Below are 23,026 nucleotides of genomic sequence, written 5' to 3' on the forward strand. Positions count from 1 at the left end.
CCTACGGCTTCGCCGCGGGCAGTACGAAGAGGTGGATGGGGCCGCTGCCGGACGATCTGATCCAAGGGCCGGGCCGGGTGCCCCGGTGGTCGTGGACGGTGGCCCGGTAGCGGAAGGCGGCGGGGAAGTCCACGGCGGCGGGGAAGACGATCCAGCGGCGTGGCCGCTGGTCGCCTTCCGTCCATCGGAACTCCGCCGTGTGGATCCCGTCGGGCCGCCCGGCCGCGTCCAGCGCCTCGAAGGCGACGCTCACGCTTTCCCCCGGCCCGATCTTGCGGAACAGGCGGATGGGGTGGACGTCAAGATGGCGCACCATGGCGGCGGAGATGTCGATGGCGATGTCGTTGAAGAGGGTGCCGTCGTCTCCCTGGTCGATGTCGGCCTCGGTGATGTCGTTGTGAACGACGCAGAGTTCGCCGGTCGCCTCGGAGCTGTCGCGCAGCCGCACCTGGCGTTTGATGAAGGTCCGGTCCGGGGCCCACCCCGGCGGGGGGTCGTGGACATCGCCCGCCGACTTCTGGACGGTGCTGTAGGTCCAGGGCTGAGGGTCGTCGTCAGGATGGTCCGGGCGGGAGAAGGCATGGCCCTCCCAGACAATCTTCCCGGTGGTGTCCGGGTAGCCGCACAGGACCGACAGGGTGGACACGGCGGGGTTGTCGTGGCTCATCACGGGGCGGAACACACGGCACAGGGTGTGGTTCATGTCCCCCGGGTAGACGGTGGGGAAGTACTTCTTGGGGGTGGCCCGCATCTCCTGGAACTCCGTGAGGAACCGGGTGGTGACGGTGAGGGGACGAAGGTAGGTGAAGGGGCCCTCGGTGTCGGTGTCGGCGGTCCGGCAGGGGGAGTCGCCGTCGGTGACCTTCCAGCTGCCGCCCCAGGGGTTGGGTGGGCCGTCCGCGTCGGAGGCCAGCGCGGTGGGCCGGTTGTCCGGGGCGTCCAGGACGGTGGCCCGGGCAAGTTCGAGGAACCGGCCGTCCACGCACCCGGAAGAGGTCAGCAGGTTCGTCCGGTACGGGTCCTCCTTCGGCACGCTGGGGTCGAGCACGCAGTCGGCCGCCAGTTTCCCGGCCTCGCGGAGCCGGCGGACGGCGCCGCGGATCTGATCGAGCGTGACGTCCCGCTCGGCGCCCCGGGTCCCCCGGAGCAGTTCCTCCCGTACCGCGGGCCAATCGGCCGCAAGGGAAAAGCTGTTCACGGGGGCCTGGAACTCGATGCCCAGCGCCCGGTTCACGGCGGGGGCCGACTGGGTGTCCTGCACGACCGCCTGATGGAAAAGCTCGGTGTGGTACCGGCCCAGCAGGGTCGTGTAGGAGCGGCTCTCGGTCGCCTGGAGAGGCCCGGTGTCCGCACCCTGGTTCTCGCAATACCAGGGTGCGGCGCCGGGCAGAGTCCGGGCGATCCGGTCGGACCCCGCCGCCACGTCGGAGAGCGTGGTGTGGGTGTATCGGAACGTCAGCGGTGTGTATGCCTCCCGGTAGTAGTACCTGGACCCCCAGTACGGGTCCGTCTTGGGTTCCGATTCGGAGAGCATCCTGGTGGCTTTGTCGACGACCCCGGAGGGGAGTCCCATGGTCAGGCTGAACCGCACCATCCCGCAGACGTCCCCCTGGTCCGGGGCGGCGTAGCGGGTGAAGGAGAAGTCGTAACCGCTGCCCTCGCGGCCCAGGTAGAGCCGGTCGGGCATCCAGTGGAACCTGGAGGCCTCACATCCTGGCCGTGTGGGGTTGCCCGCATCGGGATAGAAGACGATGCGGTAGCCGTCGACCTCGCGGATCCGGCGGCCGGCGATCTCGGTGGGCCCCCGGAACTGCTCCATCTACTTCTTTTCCTTGAACCTGAAGGTGACGCCCTTGCCGTTCTTCTTCGGGATGGGGACGTTCAAAGTGGTGGCGAAGCTGACCTTGTAGTCGGTCTCCCACTCCGATTCCTCTTCAAAGTCGGTGACCTTCACCTTGTACCGGTATTTTTTGTTCGCGGGATCTACGGCTGGGCACATCACCCACTTGCGGGCCTTTTTGGAGTCCGCCTTCTCGCAGGCGAAGACCGCCTGCTCCCCGCCCACGGGCTGGTCCTTCGTGTCCACGGGCTCCAGGGTGAGTTCGGCGAACATGTTGTCGGTGAGCGTGGTCGGAGTGGCCTTGAAGTGGATGTTCACCGCCAGGATGTCATGGGACTCCGCCCGGACTTCGATGATCGATTCGTTGATCGGTGTGCCGTTCTCACCGGGATCGAGCGGGAGGTCGCCGTGTCCTTCGGCCAGGTGGACGATGACGTACTCGTTGTCCGGGTCGGGCTCCGCGAAGTGGATCGCCCGCTTGATGAAGGTCCTGTCCGGCTCCCAGCCCTCGGGCGGATCGGAGACCTCCTCCTTCGTCTTCTGGATGGTGGAGTAGCTCCAGCGTTCCAGTTTCTCGCCGACGGCCGGCCCGCTGAAGACATGGGAGCCCCAGATGAGGGCTCCCTCGGTGTTCGGGTAGCCGATCTGGACCGAAAGGCTGTTGTAGATACCCGTGTTCCAGGCCGCGATGGGAGTGCACACCCGGGCCAGCTTGGCGGGCCAGTCGTCCAGGTAGACCACACTGAAGTACTTGGGCTCGGTCACCTGAACGTCGCCCTCCTCCCGCAGGATCCCGGTCAGCGAACTGGAGATGACGTTGTCCTGGAGATGGCTGAACTGGGTCTCCTCCTCGTACTGGAGATGCAGCCCCGTGGTGGTGACGTTCTTCTTGAGAGCGAAGCCCAATCCCCAGGGAGTGGTTCCGGAGGACGTTTCTGCAGCGTCCGTCTTCACCGGCGCCGGCTCGAAAATGATGCGCTGCGCCTCTTCGAGGAACTTGTCAACGATCAGCTCGGAATGTTTTTCCAGCTGTTCCGCGATTTTTTTCGCGTCCGGCATCTCGGCGGGCGGCGTGATCGTGACCTTCACGGCGCCGCTCGTTTTGAGCTTGTTGAGTTCTGTTTGGATGTCGGCCTTGAGGAACCACCCGTTCGCCACGGTGTGCGTGGAGAAGTGCTCCTGGACCTTCTCCCAGTCACCGGTGATCTTCAGCCCGATCTTGGGTGTCCACATCTGTAGCTGCATGGCGGACGAGGCGAAGACCAGGCCCGTGCTGGTGCCCTTGAACCCGGCGTAGAGCAGTTGGGCGGGGTAGTTGCCGACCAGGGCCACGAAGGCGTGCTCGGCGCTGGGATCAATCGACCCAGCGCCCGCTCCCTGAAGTGCCCAGTACCATTTGTCGATCAACCCGTCCTTGGGAGATCCGGTGAGGAGCCTGGTCCGGTTCTCCTCGCCGAGATGCCAGGACGTGCGCAGCTGGAGCTTCCCGGTCTGCTTGTCCTTCTCGAAGAATTGGTAGCCCTTCTCGGAGGGATCCAGGTTGGACAGGGTGACGTTGTTGGACGCTAACGTGACGGGCATGAAGTCGGGCGTCAGGTTCTGCGGGTTCCAGAGGCTGCTGGTGTGCCCCTTGACGTCCTCGATCACCTGCTTGGTGGCCGCCTCCCACTCCTTCGCCGGAATCCCGCCCGTGGTGGTGATGCTGAGCACCCCGCCCACCGCGTCCGTCTCCAGGCCGGCGAAGCGGGTCAGGTTGAACTTGTAGTCGCCCGTGCCGTCGTCCTTGCGGGCGATGGTCATCCGGGTGGGAAGCCAGTAGAAGACCGGGTTCTTCCCTTCCTTCATCAACTCGTAGTTGTTGGCGTCGGGATAGAAGTTGACGCTGTAGCCGTTCTTGGTCACCTTCTGGATGCCGCCGGCCATCGTGGGCCCGATGGGCTCAGTCACGGAGTAGTCCTTACACATGCAAGGGCACGGTTCACCGTGCGGTGGACGAGGACAGCCGTACGGCGCCCTCGTGGATCTTGCTGGTGTCAGCATCGGCAGCATGACAGTGACTACTCAGAGTTGCAACTAGTGACTCAGAGTGAATACCGTGTGAGGCGAGGCGCCCCGCCCGTCCGATCGCCGCAGCCGTGGCGCGCGCCGACCGGGGCGTACTCGCGCGTGGCCGCACCCACGACCTCGCCCCTGCTCGCTCATCACTCACGGGAAACTGTGACGCAAGAAAAGTGGGGAAATTTCATGTCACCCAGAGCGCAAATCAAAAGGGAAGACGTCCTGGGGCCTTCCCGGATGCCCGGCGACGACCTGCAACGAATTGCCCTCCCCAGTAAGACCGCGAATATCCAATCGCGAGAGGCGGAAAATTCGCTGTACCGGACGACCGGTGCGGTTACTTCCCTCGCTTTTCGGAACAAAGACTATGGCTTCAACCCGAAGGGTAAGCGCGAGAAGTGGAGCCGCGAGGTATCCGCGATCCCGGGCTGGTACCAGAATCTGGTCAAGACGGCGACGGACGAAGCAAGCATCAGCGGCAAAACCGACGTGGAAATTGTCCGAAGCGGATTTCTCTACGTGATGAGGGCACTCCGGAAACTGGAAATGATCACCGACGAGGTGAAGCTGTACGAGGCGTGGGAAACCGAGCGGCTCTTCAAGCTCAGTCCGGACCGCCTGGCCAAGATTCTGGCCCTCACTACGGATGATCAGTACTACAAGGATCCCAAGAAAGCGATCTCCACCTACAAGGCCGTGACGGAGGAGACCTTCCTCAGGGAATTAGCGCAAGGGGAAAGGGACAAAGAACTCGAAAAATATCTGAGTGACCTAAAGAATCCGTCCGAGGTGGTGGAAAGCTACAAGAGTGCCGAAAATCCGGCGGCCACCCGGAACGGGCGGGTCATGGTGAAAGAATTCAAAGAATTCGAGGACCTCGGGCTGGTGGTGAAGAGCGACCATGTGCATGCGCGAGACGCGTATCGGCATCTGCTGGCGCACGAATTCATGCACGCCCACTCGTGGCAGCCGAGTGGCACGCTGACGGCCGGCCTACAGGACAAACACAATCAATCCGAATGGGGGGAAGGGGCGGACGAAGCGGTGACGGAGACCTTGGCTCGCGCGGTGACGGACGTTCTTTACTCCAAGGAGCATGAGCTGGCCGCATCCGGCAAAAAAGACTGGGATGAGATCCGAGACAAGGCGATCTACAACTACTTCACCCCGGTGAAGAGCAAGGCATATTTCGTGGAAGGCGCGCTGCGGTACGCCAGGGAAGTCAGTTGGATGACAATGGAACTGAACGAAAGCCGGGCATTGGGAAAGCCGCTCGAAAAGCCGCTGTTCGACGCCTACTTCCGCGGGAAGTGAGAGAGGTTCCGTCGGCTGCGGGTGCCGTGCTGGCTCCTTCTGCATGCCGGGGCGCCGGTGGGGGCTCATGTGCTGACGGCGGCGACGCCGAAGTCAGGCCCGCCGGCGTGTACGGCGTTCCGCGTTGGCCGTGACCGCCAGGGCGACGGCGGTCGCCGAGAGGAGCCGGGTGTCAGGCCGAGCGTCTCGGCGACGATCGATGCGAAGCGCTCACGCGCTCCGTTTCCCTCGTCGGCGTCACTCTGTCGCGGGGGCTGCGCGACCGCGGCCGCCGGGGCCGCCGACCAAGGCCCTGTTCTGCCTGGCCTGTTGTGGGGCTGGCTCCGCGAGGGTCCCGTCAGCACCAGCCGGCTGCGGATCATCCCGTCTCTCGTCCGGTGGCTCGGTCGACATCATGCCCGGCCCCCCGTAGGTCCGCCACGCTTCCGTCCACGGGGCTCGGGCCTGTGAGTTCGCCCCCTTTTACCCCTCACGTGCACGGAATCGAGGACCACGCGTGACAGGTCGAGCAGACCGCACGCGTCGATACGGTCGAGCACCGCCTCGTGCAGCCGCTCCCACACACCCGCTCGGGACCAGATGACGAACCGGCGGTGGGCCGTCGACTTCGATATTCCGAAGCACGGCGGCAGCGCCCGCCAGGCACACCCGCTCACCAGCACGTAGACGATCGCCGCGAACAGCGGCTCATCCGGTGTGTCCTGCGACCCGCCGCCCTGCGGACGCACCTTCGACAGTGCGATCAGCGGCTCCGCGATCTCCCACAACCCGTCCGGAACAATCCAACTTTACGTATCCCGCCCCATGCTCAGACCAACGAGTAATCACCACATAGGACACGGTCTAAGTCGGGTAGCCGGTCACGTTGCCGTGACCCGGCTACCCGACTGCGGCTCGTCGGTGATCCGCTCCAGCTCGGTGACGACCACGGGCACCGCCTGGTGGAAGTCGACGGCCCTGAACTGAGCCCCCCGGTCAGCCGCGCCGGCGAAGTAGCGGCGGGCGCTCTGCTCCAGGCGCGGCATCCGGCTCGCCCGCTGTGCCTCCGTCTTGCCCGTGAACACGAACGCCACCGGAACGTAGCCCTCCCGCCGGTCGCCGGGTAGATCCGCGACCCCAGCCGGAAGTCATGCATCGCCGCACCATGGCGACGGGCAGTCTTCTCCTTGTTCACGTCAGCCTTCGGCGTCAAAAGCTCGAACCAGTCGGGGTAGCGGCGCAGCTTCGCCGTCAGGTCGTCGACGGGCTCGGTGACGCGGTCGACCTCGAGGAGCATCGCGGGTACTGCGGCGTCCGGGGCGCGCATCGTCAGGTCGGCGTACTGGGTGTACCCGTACGGGAGTTTGTGGGCGATCTCCGTCTGCCAGGACAGCGGGGTCCCGCACCCGGCCCCGGTGAGGACCGAGGCGGTCATCGTCACGCCACCTGGTCCTACGGGAAAGCGATCCTCAAGGGCGAGCGGCACATCGTCTGGCGCCGCGTCGGCACCCACGACATCCTCACCGGCCCCTGACTCGTTCGGCATGCGGTCGTACGGACCGTACGTCAGCGGCCGCCGTGGAGCGGCACGTCCGCGAGGTGGTTCCAGGTGATGAACTGCCGGTCGTGCGACTGCGCGACCAGCGACATCCTCTCCGCCCGCAGCACCACCGGCTCACCCGGCGGATCCAGATCCGGCATCGCCGCCTTCATCGCTCTGCGGTCGGCACGCTCCTCACCCGCCACGCCGTACGCCAGAGACAGATGCGGGTAGTAGACGCTGGGGATCGTGGGGAAACGGGCGCCGGTGACCTCGGCGTCGATTCTGGTGGTCAGCTCCCACAGGCGGCGGGCCGGCGCCCCGGCACGGGCGGTGCACTCCACCCCGAGCCGGCTGATCGTCGGACGGTCGAGGACCAGGTCGAAAGGCTCGATGTCCGCGGCCTCCTGGCGGACCCGTTCGGTGATCGCGCCGATCTCCCCCGCCTCGTACCTCTCCACCGGACCACCGTGCATGACCGTCGCGTGCACCCAGCGCGCTTCCACCGGAGCAACCCCGGCCCGATGGGTGATCTCCCGGTACGGGACGACCAACCGCTCCTGCACAACCGCCGGGTCGAACAGCACATGCCAGTGCAGATCGGCCCGCCCCGCCGGCCACCCGTACGCCCGCCGCTCCGCTTCTAACGAGTTGGTGCGTGATAGCAGGTGGGGTGTCATGTCCGACCGGTGGAATGATCCGTCTGTGGCGATCATGGTCAATCGGGTGGTGCTGGCGCATCGGCTGTTCACGGGGATCTCTCGGCGTCATCTCGCGCGCCTGGTAGAGGAGTTGGCGGTGCCGTGGCAGGCAGGTGTCGAGGGCCGCCGTCATGCCGCGCGAGGCGGGGCCAGGAAGCGGGCTGCGGGAGCCGGCGCCCGCCACCAACTGGTCTTCGTCGACCGGCTGGTGGTTACGTTGATCCATCTGCGGCACGACCTGCCGCACTCGGTGCTGGGGCTGCTGTTCGGCGTTGACCGTTCCACCACTACCCGCGCGATCGGGGAGATGCGTCGGCTCCTGGCGGAGCGGGGATGCGCGGTCCCCGGCACCCCTGGCTTGCGTCTTCGGACGCTGCCGGATGTGTTCGCCTACGCCCAGGCCGAAGGCGTCGAGCTGCGGCTGGATGCCACCGAGATCCAGGTCCGGCGGCCGCCGGCCGGACGTGGTGGCCGGCGCGCGTTCGTCTCCGGGAAAAAGAAGCAGAACACGATGAAGGCCACCGTCATCGCCGACCACCACGGTCGCACCTTATGGACCGATGCACTCCGGCCTGGACATATGCACGATGCCACGGCCGCCCGCAACGAGGGCATCGCCATCTGCTTCCAGCACTTTCCCGACGTCGAGGTCCTCCTGGACGACGGCTACCTCGGCCCGAGCCGCGACCACCGCGGGCAAGCGATCACACCGCCCCGGAAACCGCGGCCGGGAGCACTGCCCGGCAGAGTCGAACAGTGGGAACGTGACCGCCACGGGCACTCATCCGACCGCATCACCGTCGAGCACGCCCTCGCCGACCACAAACGCTGGAAGCAACTGACACGCTGGACCCACCGACGCGACCGCCTCCCCGACACCTACCGGGCCATCGCCGGCCTCGTCTCCGACCGCAGCACCACAGCCTGACATCAGACCACGCTAGGCCAAACACGCCCCACCCGCTATCACGCACCAACTCGTAAGAAGAAATCATCCACGAACAGCACCCTCCGAACAACGCGATACCGAAAGGCTACCGAGCAGCTACAGCCCCTCGGCTCTCCCGACGCGACCGGCACCCGGGAGCGCCGCAGGCAGCCAGGGGCCTGTTGCCCTCCCACACCCGGACGGGTCGGCTCCGTAGTGAGCGCGGCCACCCGGCCCGTACGCGCCGATCTCCGTCATCAGCGCCGCACCCCCGTGCAGCACAGGCGTACCCCCGGCGCGGCCACGCCGGGGGTACGTCAGTCAGCGTGTGGGTCAGCGGTGGTTGCCGCGGCCCCAGGACTCGGAGTCGACGGTACGGCCGCGGTCGTTGCGCGGGGTCGCGGTGTCGGCCCGGTTGGACCAGATGCGGGAACGGCGGTCCTGGTAGACATCGGTGCGGGTGTCGTTGCCGACACCGGTGTGGACGCGGACGCTGGAGCGTCCGGCCAGGCGCAGGTTGTCGAAGCGGTAGCGGTTGCCGTCACTGTCGGACAAGGTCCAGCCGTCCAGGTTGGCGGCGCGGCGGGTGGTGTTGGTGACCTCGACCCACTCGCCGTTCAGGGAGCGGTTCGACCCGTTGTCGCGGCCGGGACTGTCGTACTGGATCTCCCCGAGGACCACTCTGGAGCGCGGCGCCGCCCGGTGCGTGCCTACCGCGGACGCCGGCAGGGCCGCGGCCCCGACCATGGCGCCCGCGGCGAGAACCAGAGCTGCCGTGCGGCGGGCGGTTGTGGAAGTGGACATGATGCCCCCTCAAAGTGGGCGCCTGCGGGACCCCCTGACGGGCCCGCGTGACGCCGGACTCCCCCGGCCCTGTTCGGCCGAGAACACGACCATGACGCAGTCACCACCCGCACAACCGGAACATCAGATTCGCGTTGCCAAACACGGACATACCCATAACTCTCCGCCGTATACGGCAACCATACGCCAACCTGTCGCATACATGACCATCACGGTCCGCATCCACCCGCATCACGACTGGAGATCGTGGTCGCGCCCCTGGGCGGGCCACCCCGACACCCACCCCACACGCCACCACGCCAGCGGAAGCGATTCGTGTAACAGCGGGACGGCCTGTGCTCGTTCAGTGGCGGGTGAATCAGGCGGAGTGCGGGGCGACCGGCGTACGGAACGCGACGAGAGATACTCGACAGGCAGACCCTCGTCACCGCGCCCTGAGCAGCTGATCAGCACCTCCCGCACGCCGGGGAACCTGTCTCCGGCCGTTGGGCGGCCGGAGACGGGCAGGGGCCGGATGGCGGCTGTGCTGTGGGCTCAGGTGATGCGGGGGGTCTGTAGTATCCGCAGGCTGTGGGCGGGGAGGGTAAGTGCGGTATCCGCCGCCAGGGCGCCGGTCTCCGCGGTGAGGGGTTCCGTGGTGTCCACGACGGTGGTCCATTTCTCCCCGAAGGCCGCTGCGGGGAGATGGAATTCCACGGGTTCGTGGTGGGCGTTGAAGAGCAGAAGGAAGGAGTCGTCGGGGGCGGCGCCGCGTTCGGTGCGTTCGATGTCGCTGTCGCCGCCCAGGAAGACGGCCAGCGCGTGGGCGTCGCCGCGCTGCAAGTCCTCCTGGTTCATGAGCTGTGCGTCCGGGCGCAGCCAGGCGATGTCGGCGCGTTCGGCGGGGATGGTGTCGCTGGGGCCGTGTAGGAACCGGCGGCGGCGGAGAAGCGGGTGCTTGCCGCGCAGTCGCAGGAGGTGGGCGGTGAAGTCGCGCAGTTGCCGCTGATCTTCGTTCAGGTCCCAGTGCATCCAGGCGGTTTCGTTGTCCTGGCAGTAGACGTTGTTGTTGCCGCCCTGGGTGCGGCCGGTCTCGTCGCCGTGGGCGATCATGGGTACGCCCTGCGAGATGAGCAGGGTGGTGAGGATGTTGCGCTGCTGGCGCAGCCGCAGTTTTTGAATGCCGGGGTCGTCGGTCGGTCCTTCGGTGCCGCAGTTGAAGGAGTGGTTGTTGCTTTCCCCGTCGGCCCCGTCCTCACCGTTGGCGTCGTTGTGCCGTTCCGTGTAGGAGACGAGGTCGCGGAGCGTGAATCCGTCGTGGGCGGTGACGAAGTTGATGCTGGCCCGGGGTCTGCGGCTGTGGTGCTGGTAGAGGTCCGGGGAGCCGGTGATACGGGCCGCGAACTCGCCGAGCGTGCCCTGGTCTCCGCGCCAGAAGCCGCGCACGTTGTCGCGGTACTTGCCGTTCCACTCGCTCCACAGGGCGGGGAAGTTGCCGACCTGGTAGCCGTCGTCGCCGATGTCCCAGGGCTCGGCGATCAGTTTGACCGTGCCAATGACAGGGTCCTGCTGCACTATGTCGAGGAACGCCGAGAGCCGGTCCACTTCGTGGAACTGCCGGAGCAGGGTGGACGCGAGGTCGAAGCGGAAGCCGTCGACGTGCATTTCGGTGACCCAGTACCGCAACGAGTCCATGATCATTTGCAGGACGTGCGGGTGCCGCATGAGCAGGCTGTTGCCCGTGCCGGTGGTGTCGAAGTAGTGGCTCGGGTCGTCGTCCACCAGACGGTAGTACGACCGGTTGTCGATGCCCCGGTAGGACAGGGTCGGGCCCTGTTCATTGCCCTCGGCGGTGTGGTTGTAGACCACGTCCAGGATCACCTCCAGGCCTGCCGCGTGCAGGGCCTTGACCATGGCCTTGAACTCGTCGACCTGCTGGCCGCGCGTGCCGGTGGCGGCGTACGCGTTGTGCGGGGCGAAGTAGCCGATGGTGTTGTAGCCCCAGTAGTTCGACAGGCCCCGGTCGACCAGGAAGCCGTCCTGGGTGAACTGGTGCACCGGCATCAGTTCGACCGTGGTCACCCCGAGGTCGAGCAGGTGCGTGATGACGGCGGGGTGGGCCATGCCGGCGTACGTACCGCGCAGTTCGTCGGGTACTTCGGGATGCAGTTGGGTCATGCCCTTGACGTGAGTCTCGTAGATCACCGACTCGTGATACGAGCGCTTGGGCGGCAGGTCGCCGGACCAGTCGAACGAACTGGGATCGGTGACCACGCCCAGCATGCCGTGCCCGAGCGAGTCGCGGTCGTCGGGAACGCCTGGATCGTCGAGGCGGTGGCCGCACAGCGAAGGATCCCCGTCGATCTGCCCGTCGATGGCCTTGGCATAGGGGTCCAGCAGAAGCTTGGCCGGGTTGCAGCGCAGCCCGTTCGCCGGGTCGAAAGGCCCGTGGACCCGGTACCCGTACCGCTGGCCGGGGCCGACACCGGGCAGATAGCCGTGCCAGACCGACCCGTCGACCTCGGGCAGCGCTATGCGGTGCTCCGCCCCGTCGTCGTCGACCAGACACAGCTCCACGTTCTCCGCGACTTCCGAGAAAAGAGCGAAGTTGGTGCCGGCGCCGTCGTACTGGGCGCCCAGAGGGTAGGCGCGACCGCTTTGAACATCCATGAGTGGGGTCTGCCCCGGTGTCCCGGCCTCACACAGCACGATTCGTCATCCGCCGGCGGGCAGCGTCGGACGCCCTCGCCGGGGTGTTCAGCAGACGGTGAGCAGGCCGTTCTCGCGAACGACGTCCAGGGACAGCGTGCGGTAGCCGACGGTTTCGAACAGCACGGTCAGACGTTGGTCCTCCTCGCTCATCACCGAGCCTTCCCCCCAGTGCTTGTGCCGGACCAGGGTGCCGGGCTGGTAGGGGTGCTGCCCGCCGGCCGGCGAAGAGTCGCGGGGCTCGGGCAGCGGGCCTCCGGTGCCGGACAGTACCGCCGGGCCGCCGCCTCCCCCCTGCTGGGCCAGCTCGGCCGCCTCGCACCGGTCACAGGATCCGCATCCTTCGGTCTTGTCCTGGATCTGGCCGAAGTAGCCGAGCAGGAATCGGCGGCGGCAGCCGGTGGTCTCCGCGTAGCCCCGCATCATGTCCACCCGTGATCGTTCCAGCTGCTGCTGGGCGTCGCCGAGTTCGACAGCTTGCCGCGCGGCGCGAGCCGCGGTCTTGTCGCCGGTCGGCTCCAGGTCGCCGTCGTCGGTGGTGCGGACGGCGTCGACCTGTTCCAGGAGGTTGACGACCGCGGTCAGCCGGCTGGCTGTCAGGTGGGTCTCGTCCCGAAGATCGCTGGGGTGTACGGGCCCGTCGTGGTTCTCCAGGGTGCTTGCCACCTGGGTGACGGTGTCCGGGTCCGGGCGGCCTGCCGCGAAGAAGCGCTGCATGCCGAGATCCTGCGGCCGGTAGGCGAGGATCGCGCGCGAGGGCTCGCCGTCACGTCCGGCCCGGCCGATCTCCTGGTAATAGGCGTCAAGGGACCCGGGGACGGAGGCATGGAGGACGAAGCGCACGTCCGGCTTGTCGATCCCCATCCCGAAGGCGGAGGTCGCCACGACCACGTCGAGCGAGCCCGCCATGAACCGGTCGTGCACCGCGCCGCGTTCGGCGCCGGGAAGCCCGGCGTGGTACGCCGCCACATCCAGCCCCAGCGCACCGAGTTCGTCCGCGTACTCCTCGGCCTCCCGGCGCGTCGCCGCGTAGACCAGGCCTGGCTTGGGCTCTGCCGCCGCCCGTTCAATCACCGCCCGCTTCTTGACCGCGGCGTCCCGGAAGGGGATGACCTCCAGATGGATGTTGGGACGGTCGAAACCGGTGACGACCTCGTGCACGTCGCGCATGCCGAGCTGGGCGACGATGTCAGCCCGCACAGGGGCGGCGGCACTCGCGGTCAAGGCGAGTACGGGAGGCCGCCCCAACCTGTCGATGACCTGCCCCAGGCGCAGGTATTCAGGACGAAAGTCATGGCCCCAGGACGACACGCACTGCGCCTCGTCCACCACGAACAGAGCCGGCCTCGCCGCCGCGAGCTGCTCTATCACCTCGTCCTTCACCAGCTGTTCCGGCGCCAAGAAGAGGAAGTCGACACCGCCCGCACTGATCCGGTCCCACACCGCCGCGTTCTGACTGCCGCTCTGCGTCGAGTTCACCGCGGCCGCGTCCGGGCCCGACCGGGCCAGCAGCCCCTGCACCTGGTCCCGCTGAAGGGCGATCAGGGGCGACACCACGAGGGTCGGACCCGGCATCAGCAGACCGGGAACCTGGTAGACGGCCGACTTGCCCGCGCCGGTGGGCATCACCACCAGCGTGTCCCGCCGCTCCATCACCGCTTCCATCGCAAGCAACTGCTCCGGGCGCAAACGCTCCCAGCCGAATACCTCCCGCGCGCTGCGCTGCAGACGCCGCGATGACGCAGTAACCATGATGCTCCTCGAACTCGGACCCGGGCGCAGACCGCGACAGCAGCCGCGGCTGACTTCCTGCTGCCCCCGCGACCACGCGTTAGCACCCCGCGAGCCGACCGGTCGGAATCCGTACCCGATGCCCGTTTCCCCGACGCTCCGCACCGCGGCCACCCGGCGGCACCGGGGGCCGCACCCGGGAGAAGGAGGCTTCCACACACTGTTCCGGGGCCCCTGCCTCCCTCGGAGCGCGCGTGGTGGAGAACATCGGCCCCCACGTCGCCGACTTCTACAGCAGCCCATCTGCCAGGCCGGAACACCCCCGCGCTGGCGGGGAGGACGGCACATCGGTGCGGCCGACCGGGACGTACGTCGGAACACCCCCGCGCTGGCGGGGAAGCCCGGCGATCACCGACTACGCCAAGGAGACGGGTCAGAACCGCCTGGAGGTGGCCATGGCCGTACGCAAGGCGGCCGTCGAGGCGACGGGCAGTCAGGGCTCCGACGGTGACGGGGGAAGCGATGGATGAGCCGGAACAGCCCTCACCCTCTGGCGATGTGCCCGTGCGGTGGCCGTGGCCGCCCGACCGCCTTCCGGTCCTACGCGTACGTATCGATGGCCGGTGGCTCCACTCCCAGGTGCTCGCCCGTGTGGCGTACCCGGACGGCCGGGCCGCGTTCCGGGTGAATGTGACGCCGCCGCGCGGGGGTGGCGGGCACGAGCGGACGTACTACTGGCCCCAGGCGGGAAGCTGCGCCTGGCCTGGGTCCCGAGGACCCCGCCCCCATAACCCAGGCCCAAGCCGACCTTCACAGCGGGCCCCTATGAACTGAAAATCGAATGTGCGTTCTAATAAGGTCATGGACTCCATCACCGTTCCCGAGGATCTGGCGCAGGCCCGGCGCGCCTGGAGGGCCACGTACCAGGCGCTCGCCGCGACCTCCCGCCCGGCCGACAACACCCGGCTGCGCCGGCGATTGCTCCGTTTGTCGACCCGGATGGTCCGGCTGCGCCAGCAGGCCGGCTCCTCGGAGCGGGCCGGGGTGTGGGCGGCGTGACGGGCGGGCCGACCGAGCGCCAGGAGCAGATCCTGCGCGTGGTCCGAGCGTGGATCGCCGACCGGGAGGAGGGGCCGTCGATCCGTGAGATCGGCCGTGAGGTCGGCCTGTCGAGTACCAGCTCGGTCGCGTATCAGCTGCGCCGGATGGAGGAGCGCGGCCTGCTCGACGGCGTAGTGCCGCAGGTGGTGGTCCAGGACCTCGTCCGGGCACGTGACGGGGAGGTAGATCGTCAGGTTCGCGGTGAAGCCGTCGGCGGTGTCGCCGAACTGGATCAGCGCCCGCCCGACGACGGTGCCGTCGGCGAGGAGCAGGTTCGAGGACATCTTGCGCGGAAACTCCGACTCAGAGAGGAGCTCGTCCGCTTCCTCGGCCCAGGCCAGCTCGTCCGTTCCCCAGCTGCCCATTCCGCGGCCCGCGTGTCCTCCCCGCCAGCGCGGGGGTGTTCCGCTGTTTTGGCCCTGGTGACGACGTTCGTACGGGTCCTCCCCGCCAGCGCGGGGGTGTTCCGTCGTCGTCGGGCTCCAGGCCCTTCTCGTCGTCGTCCTCCCCGCCAGCGCGGGGGTGTTCCGAGGTGGGGGTTCGCGTCGAGTTCCTTGCTGGCGTCCTCCCCGTCAGCGCGGGGGTGTTTCGGCGTCAGCCTCGGTGTAGGTAGCCGGGTGCTGGTATTCCCCGCCGGTGCGGGAGTGTGCAGGAGAGCCCTCGAACCGCGCCCCAGGCCGAGCGGTCCTCCCGGCCGGCGCGAGGGACTTCCACTCACTAAACCTGCGGAGATCAAGGGGAAAAAGTCCTCAACGAGACGGCACCAGCGCGCGGCACCCGCTCCCCTACGGCTTTGGACCACCCCTGGCACTGCGAAGTTCGAACAATCTCTTGCCCGATCGGATGCCATCTCCACGTACCCTGACCAGCACTCCAAAGCACCTGACGACCTATCAGAACGAGCGTCAAATGAGCGTCAAGATACCGCTGCGAGCGTCATTTCAGCGTCAAGACATCGCCCGTAACGCACATGGAGCACATCATGCGCACCCGCCAAAGCCGCAGGTCAGCGGCCCTTCACGGCAGGTTCAAGGATCGCCACGCACTCCACATGGTGCGTCATCGGAATGAAATGAGGTGACATACCTCGTCCCCCGAACGGTCGACGCCTGGTTGCCGAAGCCGCGGTCACGAGTGTCGCCGCCTCCTAGTAGGGCTGGAGAAGGTCGACCTGCATCAGTTGACCTGCGCGCCGCCCTCGGCCCGAAAATGTCCAGGCAACTCCCGCAAGGCCAGCTCTCGGCAATCACTCCCGGTGACTGGTGAACGTCGCCCAGAGAAACCTGTCCCTCCAGCACACGATCGCTGGAGGGACGCCGCCTGGGGAGAATCTGGGGAGTACAGGTACCGCTGGGGAGCGTCCGGGGAGAATCGATTGCGTAAGGCGGCACGAACGTGAAAGACACGGAAAGAGACGTCCGTCCAGCTCAGAGGCCATATGGGCGGCATCGCCACAGGTCAGTGCCGTCCACTGGACACCTTCATGCCGAAGGTGCCCTGGAGGGTGGGCCGGGTGGTGAACATGCGTGCGCCGCCTTGCTGTCTCGTTCGTCTGTTCGCCGAGCAGGCTATCGACCGTTCGTGGTCGTCCGTGGTCGCCCGTGGTCCAGCAGTACGATTTGTGGGTGATCATGCCCAGCTCCGCCACGGGTGCGAGGCGGCACGGACCGTAGCGGAGGTACGCGGTGCACGGTGAGTACAAGGTCCCCGGCGGCAAGCTGGTCGTCGTGGACCTGGACACGGCGGACGGGGTGCTGCGCGGGGTCCGGGTCGCCGGGGACTTCTTCCTGGAGCCCGACGAGGCCATCGAGGCGATCGACGCCGCGCTGGAGGGCGCGCCCGCCGACACGGACGCCGCCGCCCTCGCGTCCCGGATCGACGCGGCGCTGCCCGCCGGGACGGTGATGTACGGCCTGACGTCGGAGGGAGTCGCCGTCGCCGTACGCCGTGCCCTGGCGCGGGCCACCGACTGGACGGACTACGACTGGCAGGTCATCCACGCGGCCCCGGAGTCCCCGGCTCTCCACATGGCGCTGGACGAGGTCCTGACCACCGAGGTCGCGGCGGGCCGCCGCCCGCCGACGCTCCGGATCTGGGAGTGGGGCGCGCCCGCCGTGGTGATCGGCAGCTTCCAGTCGCTGCGCAACGAGGTGGACCCGGCCGGCGCGGAGCGCCACGGCATCACGGTGGTCCGCCGGATCTCGGGCGGCGGCGCCATGTTCATCGAGCCGGGCAACACGATCACGTACTCGCTCTCCGTGCCGGAGGCGCTGGTCAAGGGGCTGAGCTTCGCCGACAGTTACGCGTATCTGGACGACTGGGTGCTCGGCGCGCTCGGCGACCTGGGCGTGAAGGCGTGGTACCAGCCGCTGAACGACATCGCGACGGACGCGGGCAAGATCGCGGGCGCGGCGCAGAAGCGGGTCGTGAGCGGGCGGGGTGCCGTACTGCACCACGTGACCATGGCGTACGACATCGACGCCGACAAGATGCTCGACGTGCTGCGGATCGGCCGCGAGAAGCTCTCCGACAAGGGGACGCGCAGCGCGAAGAAGCGGGTGGACCCGCTGCGGCGGCAGACCGGTCTGTCGCGGGAGGCCGTGATCGAGCGGATGATCGCGTCCTTCCGGGGGCGGTACGGCCTGACGGAGGGCCGGGTCACCGAGGAGGAGATGGCGCGGGCGCGCGAACTCGCCGCGACGAAGTTCGGCAGCCGGGCGTGGACGGCGCGGGTGCCGTAATCCGGGCGGGGATGCCGTAGCTCGGAGATGCCGTGGCTCACACCTCCGCCCCGGCGGGGGGAGCCGCCGGGGCGGAGGAGTACTGCTCCGGATGGACGCCCGATCGTCAGGATCCGGCGGCCACCGCCCGCCGTTCGGGCAGCATCAGGGCGACGTAGAGCACCAGCGAGGCGGCGAGGCCCACCGCCCAGCCGTAGTCGGCGAGCGGTTTGAGGAAGGGGATCAGGCCGTCCTCGGGGAACGGCCCCTGGCCCTCCGCCGAATGGGACCCGCCCACCGCCAGCAGCCCGCCGACCAGGAACGCCCATACGGCTTTGAAATTCCAGCCGTTGGTGTACCAGTAACGGCCGCCGGGCCGGTAGAGGTCGGCCAGGTCGAGGACGGTCCGCCGGACGACCCAGTAGTCGGCGATCAGGATGCCCGCGACCGTACCGAGCAGACCGCCGACCAGACCGAGCCAGGTGAAGATGTACAGCTCGGGCGTCTCGGTGAGCTTCCACGGCATGATGACCACCCCGACCACCCCTGTGATCAGCGCGCCCGTACGGAAGTTGATGAGCTTCGGCGCCAGGTTGGCGAGGTCGTAGGCAGGCGAGACGACGTTCGCCGCGATGTTCACGGAGATCGTCGCGATCAGTACGGTCACCAGCGCGAAGAGCAGCCCGAAGACGTTGTCGGTCTTGGCGGCGAGGGCGACCGGGTCCCAGACGGCCGCTCCGTACACCGCCTGCGAGCCGGAGGTGACGAAGACCGACAGCAGCGCGAAGACCGTCATGGTGGTGGGCAGTCCGAGTGTCTGTCCCCAGATCTGCGCGCGCTGTCCGGCGCCGAAGCGGGTGAAGTCCGGGATGTTGAGCGACAGGGTGGACCAGAAGGCGATCATCCCCATGAGGGAGGGGAAGAAGACCGGCCAGAAGTCCGCGCCCCAGCCGAGCTTCGACGGCTGGTCGAGCAGCGGGCCGAGGCCGCCGGCCTTGACGGTGATCCAGAGGAACAGCACGAGCGCGCCGACGATGACAAACGGCGCGGCCCAGTTCTCGAAGCGCCGCAGGGTGTCCATCCCCCGGTAAATGATGGCGAGTTCGAGCGCCCAGAAGAGGACGAAGCAGACCCACAGCGTCCAGGGCTGGCCACCGACCCGCGACGCCTCCGCCCAGCCGCCGAAGATCTTGCCGAGCAGGACGAAGATGCCCTGGCCGCCGATCCAGGTCTGGATACCGAACCAGGCGCAGGCGACGGCCGCCCGGATCAGCGCGGGCAGGTTGGCGCCGCGCAGGCCGAAGGAGGCACGGGCGAGTACGGGAAAGGGGATGCCGTACTTGGGTCCCGCGTGGCCGGTCAGCAGCATCGGGAAGAGCACGATCAGGTTGGCGAGGGCGATCGTGAGGACCGCCTGCTTCCAGTCCATGCCGAGCGTGACAAGACCCGAAGCCAGCAGCCAGGACGGGATGTTGTGCGCCATGCCGATCCACAGCGCCGCGAAGTTGTACGTGGTCCAGGTGCGGCGGGCGACCGGCACCGGCAGGAGGTCGTCGTTGACGAAGCGGCTGTCGCCGGGGGTCGCGCCGGGTGCGAGCTCGGCCCGGCCGCCCTCGTCTCTCCCGGTGTCTCCGGTGTCGGTTATCGCGGTCATCGCGGCGGAACCCTTCCTGCGGAGGGGACGGAAGCGGGTGGGAAAGGGCGGGTCAGTCCTGGAAGTGCGGGATGATCTCGGCGCCGTACGCGTCGATCGTCGCTTCCTTCGCGTCGTGCATGTTGTAGAGCGCGAACTGGTCGACGCCCAGGGCCCGCAGCGCCTCCAGCTTCTCGATGTGTGCCTCGACGGGACCGAGCAGGCAGAACCGGTCCACGATCTCGTCGGTCACGAAGTCCGCCGACGTGTTGTCCGTACGCCCGTGGTGGCTGTAGTCGTACCCCTCGCGCTGCTTGATGTAGTCGGTCAGCGCGTCGGGCACCAGCCCGGAGTGCTCGCCGTAGCGCGCCACCAGGTCCGCGACGTGGTTGCCGACCATCCCGCCGAACCACCGCGACTGGTCGCGGGCGTGGGCGAGGTCGTCACCGACGTACGCGGGCGCCGCCACGCAGATCGTGATCGAGTACGGGTCCCGCCCGGCGTCCGAGGCGGCGGTACGGACCGCCTTGATCATCGACTCGGTGAGGTACGGGTCCGCGAGCTGGAGGATGAAACCGTCGGCCTTCTGCCCGGCGAGGGCCAGGGCCTTGGGCCCGTACGCGGCCATCCAGACCGGCAGTTTCCCGTCCCGTACCCACGGCAGCCGCAGGCTCTGGCCGTCGACGACCGCCTCGCGGCCCTCCGCGAGGTCGCGGATGACCTCCATCGCCTCGCCCACCCGGGCCAGGGTGTTGGGCTTGCGGCCTGCCACCCGCATCGCCGAGTCGCCCCGCCCGATGCCGCAGACCGTGCGGTTGCCGTACATCTCGTTGAGGGTGGCGAAGGTGGAGGCGGTCACCTCCCACGTCCTGGTGCCCGGGTTGGTGACCATGGGGCCCACGATCAGGCTGGTGGTGTGCTCCAGGATGCGGCTGTAGATGACAAACGGCTCCTGCCAGAGGACCGCCGAGTCGAAGGTCCAGCCGTAGCGGAACCCGTTGCGTTCCGCGCGCCGCATGAGCCCGACGACCCCTGAGGCCGGCGGGTCGGTCTGGAGGACGAGTCCGAAGTCCATGGCCGTGCCACTCCTAGATCACTTGGTTCGCTCGGTTCGGTTCGCTTCGTTCACTTGGCGGACGTGCTCAGTCGAGGTACTGGCAGGTGGCGCGCGGCGTGTACTGGCCGTGGCCCGCGCGGCCGGTGAACTCCCGCCGGTCGATGACCGGTTCGCCCCGGGACAGCACGGTCTCCACCTGCCCGGTGATCCGTTTGCCCTCGTACGCCGAGTAGTCGACGTTCATGTGGTGCGTGGCGACGGAGAGCGTCTGCTCGTGGTCCGGGTCGTAGATCACGACATCTGCGTCCGCGCCGGGCGCGATGGTGCCCTTGCGCGGGTAGAGGCCGAACATCCTGGCCGGGGTGGCGCAGGCGATCTCGATCCAGCGGCGGCGCGTGATGTGGCCTTCGACCACGGCCTGATGGAGAAGGTCCATCCGGTTCTCCACCCCGGGCAGGCCGTTCGGGATCTTGGAGAAGTCGCCCCGGCCCATGTCCTTCTGCCCGGTGAAGCAGAACGGGCAGTGGTCCGTGGACACCACCTGGAGGTCGTTGGTACGTAGCCCGCGCCAGAGGGCCGCCTGGTGCTCCTTGGGCCGCAGCGGGGTCGAACAGACGTACTTGGCGCCCTCGAAGTCCGGCTCCGCGAGGTTGTCGGTGGAGAGGAAGAGGTACTGCGGACAGGTCTCGCCGAAGACCGGCAGCCCCTTGTCGCGGGCCTGCGCCAGCTCGGCGACCGCCTCCTCGGCCGATACGTGCACGACGTACAGCGGTGCGTCGGCGACCCGCGCGAGCTGGATCGCGCGGTGGGTGGCCTCGGCCTCCAGCAGGACCTTCCGTACCTCGCCGTGGTAGCGGGGGTCGGTGCGGCCCTCGGCGAGCGCCTGTTCCACGAGCACGTCGATCGCGATGCCGTTCTCGGCGTGCATCATGATCAACCCGGCGTTCCGGGAGGCGCGTTGCATGGCCCGCAGGATCTTGCCGTCGTCGCTGTAGAAGACGCCGGGGTAGGCCATGAAGAGCTTGAAGGAGGTCACACCCTCCTGGACCAGGAGATCCATCTCGTTCAGCGAACTCTCGTTCACGTCCGCCACGATCATGTGGAAGCCGTAGTCGATCGCACATCGGCCGTCGGCCTTGGCGTACCAGGCGTCCAGGCCCTCGCGCAGCGCCCGTCCCGGCGACTGGATGGCGAAGTCTACGATCGTGGTGGTGCCGCCCCAGGCGGCGGCGCGGGTGCCCGTCTCGAAGGTGTCGGCGGCCAGGGTGCCGCCGAACGGCATCTCCATATGCGTGTGGGCGTCGACCCCGCCGGGGATGACGTACTTCCCGGTCGCGTCGATCGTCCGCTCGGCGGTCCAGCCCTCCGCGACCGTGGACCCGTGCGCGGCGAGGGCGACGATCCTGCTGTCCTCGATCAGGACGTCGGCGTGGGTCTCCTCGGCGGCGGTGATGACAAGCCCGCCACGGATCAGGGTGCGGGTGCTCATGGTGGTGGCGCTCCCATTCTTGCGGTGCGACCGCGCTCGCGGGGACGGAGGTTGGTCCGAACTGCCCTGGCGCGGGCGGCTGTCGGCCGCCCGCGCCGGGGCCGTACGGACGGATCAGACGCCCCGCAGGGCCTGTTCGAGGATGGCCGCGCCCTGTTCCGCCTCGGCGACGGTGAGGGAGAGCGGCGGTGCGATCCGCAGCACGCTGGTGTTGTGGCCGCCGCCCTTGCCGATCAACAGCCCGCCCTCGCGGGCCGCTTCGAGTACGGCCGCCGCCCGCTCGGGCGACGCCTCGTCGGTGCCCGGCTTCACCAGTTCGACGCCGATCATCAGGCCCCGGCCGCGGACCTCCCGTACGGCCGCGACACCCGCGCCGATCCCCCGCAGCCGCTCGATCAGCAGTCCGCCGACCCGCCGGGCGTTGCCCTGGAGGTCGTGCTCCAGCAGGTACGAGAGGTTCGCGAGGCCGGCCGCCATCGTGACGGGGCTGCCGCCGAAGGTCGAGATGGAGTTGCTGTCCAGGCAGTTCATGATGTCGGCGCAGGCCACGACCCCGCCGATGGACATGCCGTTGCCGATGCCCTTGGCGAAGGTGAGGATGTCCGGCGAGCCGCTCGCGGCGTGGGCCTGCCAGCCCCAGAAGTGCTCGCCCGTACGGCCCCAGCCGGTCTGCACCTCGTCGCTGATCCACAGGATGCCGTGCCGGTCCAGGACTTCGCGGAACGCGGCGTACAGCCCGTCGGGCGGGGCGGTGAACCCCCCGACGCCCTGCACCGGTTCGGCGATGAGCGCGGCGGGCGCGCGGGTGTGGCCGAGCAGGTCCTCCAGGTCGGCCACGCACGCCGCGATGAAGGCGTCGTCGCCGAGGTGCGCGTACGGGCCCCGGTCGCGGACCCCGCCGTGCACGTACAGCGTCTGGAGCGGGGAGAGCGAGGTAGGCGACCAGCCCCGGTTGCCGGTGACGGACACGGTGGAGAAGGACCGGCCGTGGTAGCTGTTGCGCATCGCGAGGATCTGGTTCGACGCGCGGTAGGTGGTGGCCAGCATGAGGGCCGTGTCGTTGGCCTCCGTACCGGACGTGGTGAAGAAGACCCGGGCGTCCGGGATGCCGGACAGGGTGGCGATCCGCTCCGCCAGCTCGACCATCGGGCGGTTGAGGTAGAGCGTGGACGAGTGGATGATCCGCCCGGCCTGCTCACTCACCGCCTTGGTGACCTCGGGCAGGGCGTGGGCGGTCATCGTGGTGAGGATGCCGCCGAAGAAGTCCAGGTAGCGGTTGCCGTCGGCGTCCCAGACGTGGCGGCCCTCGCCATGTGTGATCTCCAAGGGCCGGTCGTAGTACAGGGCGAGCCAGTCGGGGAGGACCGCGCGGTGGCGGTCGAGGAGCCGGTCGGTGCCCTGCGGGGTGCCCGGGTGGCCGGTGGCCCGCGGGATGTCCGTCGT

Annotated in this window: 18 protein-coding genes and 1 pseudogene; 7 read left to right on the plus strand and 12 right to left on the minus strand. The window is 68.2% G+C overall.

Annotated features, from left to right (window positions below; genetic code table 11):
* Position 1: 1 nt before the first annotated feature.
* Together OG349_RS06260 and OG349_RS06265 are read right to left on the minus strand one after the other, a co-directional pair.
* Positions 2-1,819 carry a hypothetical protein gene (locus OG349_RS06260; RefSeq protein ID WP_327233636.1) on the minus strand — a complete coding sequence of 606 codons (1,818 nt, stop codon included), beginning with the start codon at positions 1,817-1,819 and terminating at the stop codon, positions 2-4.
* On the minus strand, positions 1,820-3,787 hold the full coding sequence (locus tag OG349_RS06265; RefSeq protein WP_327233637.1) for a hypothetical protein: 1,968 nt from the start codon (positions 3,785-3,787) through the stop codon (positions 1,820-1,822).
* Between the two features lie 348 nt (positions 3,788-4,135).
* On the opposite strand from OG349_RS06265, the gene OG349_RS06270 reads away from it, so the two are divergent.
* Entirely contained in the window at positions 4,136-5,212 is a 1,077-nt protein-coding gene (locus OG349_RS06270; protein ID WP_327233638.1) for a hypothetical protein, read from the plus strand.
* Positions 5,213-5,639: 427 nt separating this feature from the next.
* Here OG349_RS06270 and OG349_RS06275 read toward each other — a convergent pair.
* Together OG349_RS06275 and OG349_RS06280 are read right to left on the minus strand one after the other, a co-directional pair.
* Positions 5,640-5,994: pseudogene (locus OG349_RS06275) on the minus strand (transposase); the annotation flags it as partial.
* A 78-nt stretch (positions 5,995-6,072) separates the two neighbouring features.
* The gene (locus OG349_RS06280; protein WP_327233639.1) at positions 6,073-6,285 is read right to left on the minus strand and encodes a hypothetical protein; all 213 of its coding nucleotides are present in this window, start codon (positions 6,283-6,285) and stop codon (positions 6,073-6,075) included.
* 272 nt (positions 6,286-6,557) lie between these two features.
* Here OG349_RS06280 and OG349_RS06285 point away from each other — a divergent pair, with 272 nt between their 5' ends.
* The gene (locus OG349_RS06285) at positions 6,558-6,725 is read left to right on the plus strand and encodes a hypothetical protein (RefSeq protein ID WP_327233640.1); all 168 of its coding nucleotides are present in this window, start codon (positions 6,558-6,560) and stop codon (positions 6,723-6,725) included.
* Positions 6,726-6,757: 32 nt separating this feature from the next.
* On the opposite strand, the gene OG349_RS06290 is transcribed toward OG349_RS06285, so the two are convergent.
* Positions 6,758-7,411, minus strand: coding sequence for a 2'-5' RNA ligase family protein (locus tag OG349_RS06290; RefSeq protein ID WP_327233641.1), 654 nt, complete (start codon positions 7,409-7,411; stop codon positions 6,758-6,760).
* A 34-nt stretch (positions 7,412-7,445) separates the two neighbouring features.
* On the opposite strand from OG349_RS06290, the gene OG349_RS06295 reads away from it, so the two are divergent.
* A complete protein-coding gene (locus tag OG349_RS06295) occupies positions 7,446-8,360 on the plus strand; it encodes a transposase family protein (RefSeq protein ID WP_327238472.1) in 915 nt (304 codons plus the stop codon).
* A 333-nt stretch (positions 8,361-8,693) separates the two neighbouring features.
* Here OG349_RS06295 and OG349_RS06300 read toward each other — a convergent pair whose 3' ends face one another.
* The 3 genes from OG349_RS06300 to OG349_RS06310 form a co-directional block, all read right to left on the minus strand.
* Complete coding sequence (locus OG349_RS06300; RefSeq protein ID WP_327233642.1) at positions 8,694-9,164, minus strand: lamin tail domain-containing protein; 471 nt, start codon at positions 9,162-9,164, stop codon at positions 8,694-8,696.
* Between the two features lie 534 nt (positions 9,165-9,698).
* Entirely contained in the window at positions 9,699-11,813 is a 2,115-nt protein-coding gene (gene glgX / locus OG349_RS06305) for a glycogen debranching protein GlgX (protein ID WP_327233643.1), read from the minus strand.
* An 87-nt stretch (positions 11,814-11,900) separates the two neighbouring features.
* Entirely contained in the window at positions 11,901-13,604 is a 1,704-nt protein-coding gene (locus tag OG349_RS06310) for a RecQ family ATP-dependent DNA helicase (RefSeq protein ID WP_327233644.1), read from the minus strand.
* Between the two features lie 233 nt (positions 13,605-13,837).
* On the opposite strand from OG349_RS06310, the gene OG349_RS06315 reads away from it, so the two are divergent.
* From OG349_RS06315 to OG349_RS06330, 4 genes are all read left to right on the plus strand, one after another.
* Entirely contained in the window at positions 13,838-14,113 is a 276-nt protein-coding gene (locus OG349_RS06315; RefSeq protein WP_327233645.1) for a hypothetical protein, read from the plus strand.
* 331 nt (positions 14,114-14,444) lie between these two features.
* Positions 14,445-14,642, plus strand: a complete 198-nt coding sequence (locus OG349_RS06320; protein WP_327233646.1) for a hypothetical protein — start codon at positions 14,445-14,447, stop codon at positions 14,640-14,642.
* Between the two features lie 38 nt (positions 14,643-14,680).
* Positions 14,681-15,649: a hypothetical protein gene (locus OG349_RS06325; protein WP_327238473.1), complete on the plus strand. Its 969-nt coding sequence runs from the start codon at positions 14,681-14,683 to the stop codon at positions 15,647-15,649.
* Positions 15,650-16,369: 720 nt separating this feature from the next.
* Positions 16,370-17,425, plus strand: coding sequence for a lipoate--protein ligase family protein (locus OG349_RS06330; protein WP_327233647.1), 1,056 nt, complete (start codon positions 16,370-16,372; stop codon positions 17,423-17,425).
* A 106-nt stretch (positions 17,426-17,531) separates the two neighbouring features.
* Here OG349_RS06330 and OG349_RS06335 read toward each other — a convergent pair whose 3' ends face one another.
* From OG349_RS06335 to OG349_RS06350, 4 genes are all read right to left on the minus strand, one after another.
* Positions 17,532-19,058 carry an NCS1 family nucleobase:cation symporter-1 gene (locus OG349_RS06335; RefSeq protein WP_327233648.1) on the minus strand — a complete coding sequence of 509 codons (1,527 nt, stop codon included), beginning with the start codon at positions 19,056-19,058 and terminating at the stop codon, positions 17,532-17,534.
* Between the two features lie 52 nt (positions 19,059-19,110).
* Positions 19,111-20,112 (minus strand): TIGR03842 family LLM class F420-dependent oxidoreductase, encoded by a 1,002-nt coding sequence (locus tag OG349_RS06340; RefSeq protein ID WP_327233649.1) that lies wholly within the window; start codon positions 20,110-20,112, stop codon positions 19,111-19,113.
* A gap of 67 nt (positions 20,113-20,179) precedes the next feature.
* Positions 20,180-21,583 carry a dihydropyrimidinase gene (gene hydA / locus OG349_RS06345; protein ID WP_327233650.1) on the minus strand — a complete coding sequence of 468 codons (1,404 nt, stop codon included), beginning with the start codon at positions 21,581-21,583 and terminating at the stop codon, positions 20,180-20,182.
* Positions 21,584-21,697: 114 nt separating this feature from the next.
* Complete coding sequence (locus tag OG349_RS06350) at positions 21,698-23,017, minus strand: aspartate aminotransferase family protein (protein WP_327238474.1); 1,320 nt, start codon at positions 23,015-23,017, stop codon at positions 21,698-21,700.
* Positions 23,018-23,026 lie beyond the last annotated feature (9 nt).

Origin of the sequence: Streptomyces sp. NBC_01317, assembly GCF_035961655.1 — a bacterium.
Taxonomy (GTDB): domain Bacteria; phylum Actinomycetota; class Actinomycetes; order Streptomycetales; family Streptomycetaceae; genus Streptomyces.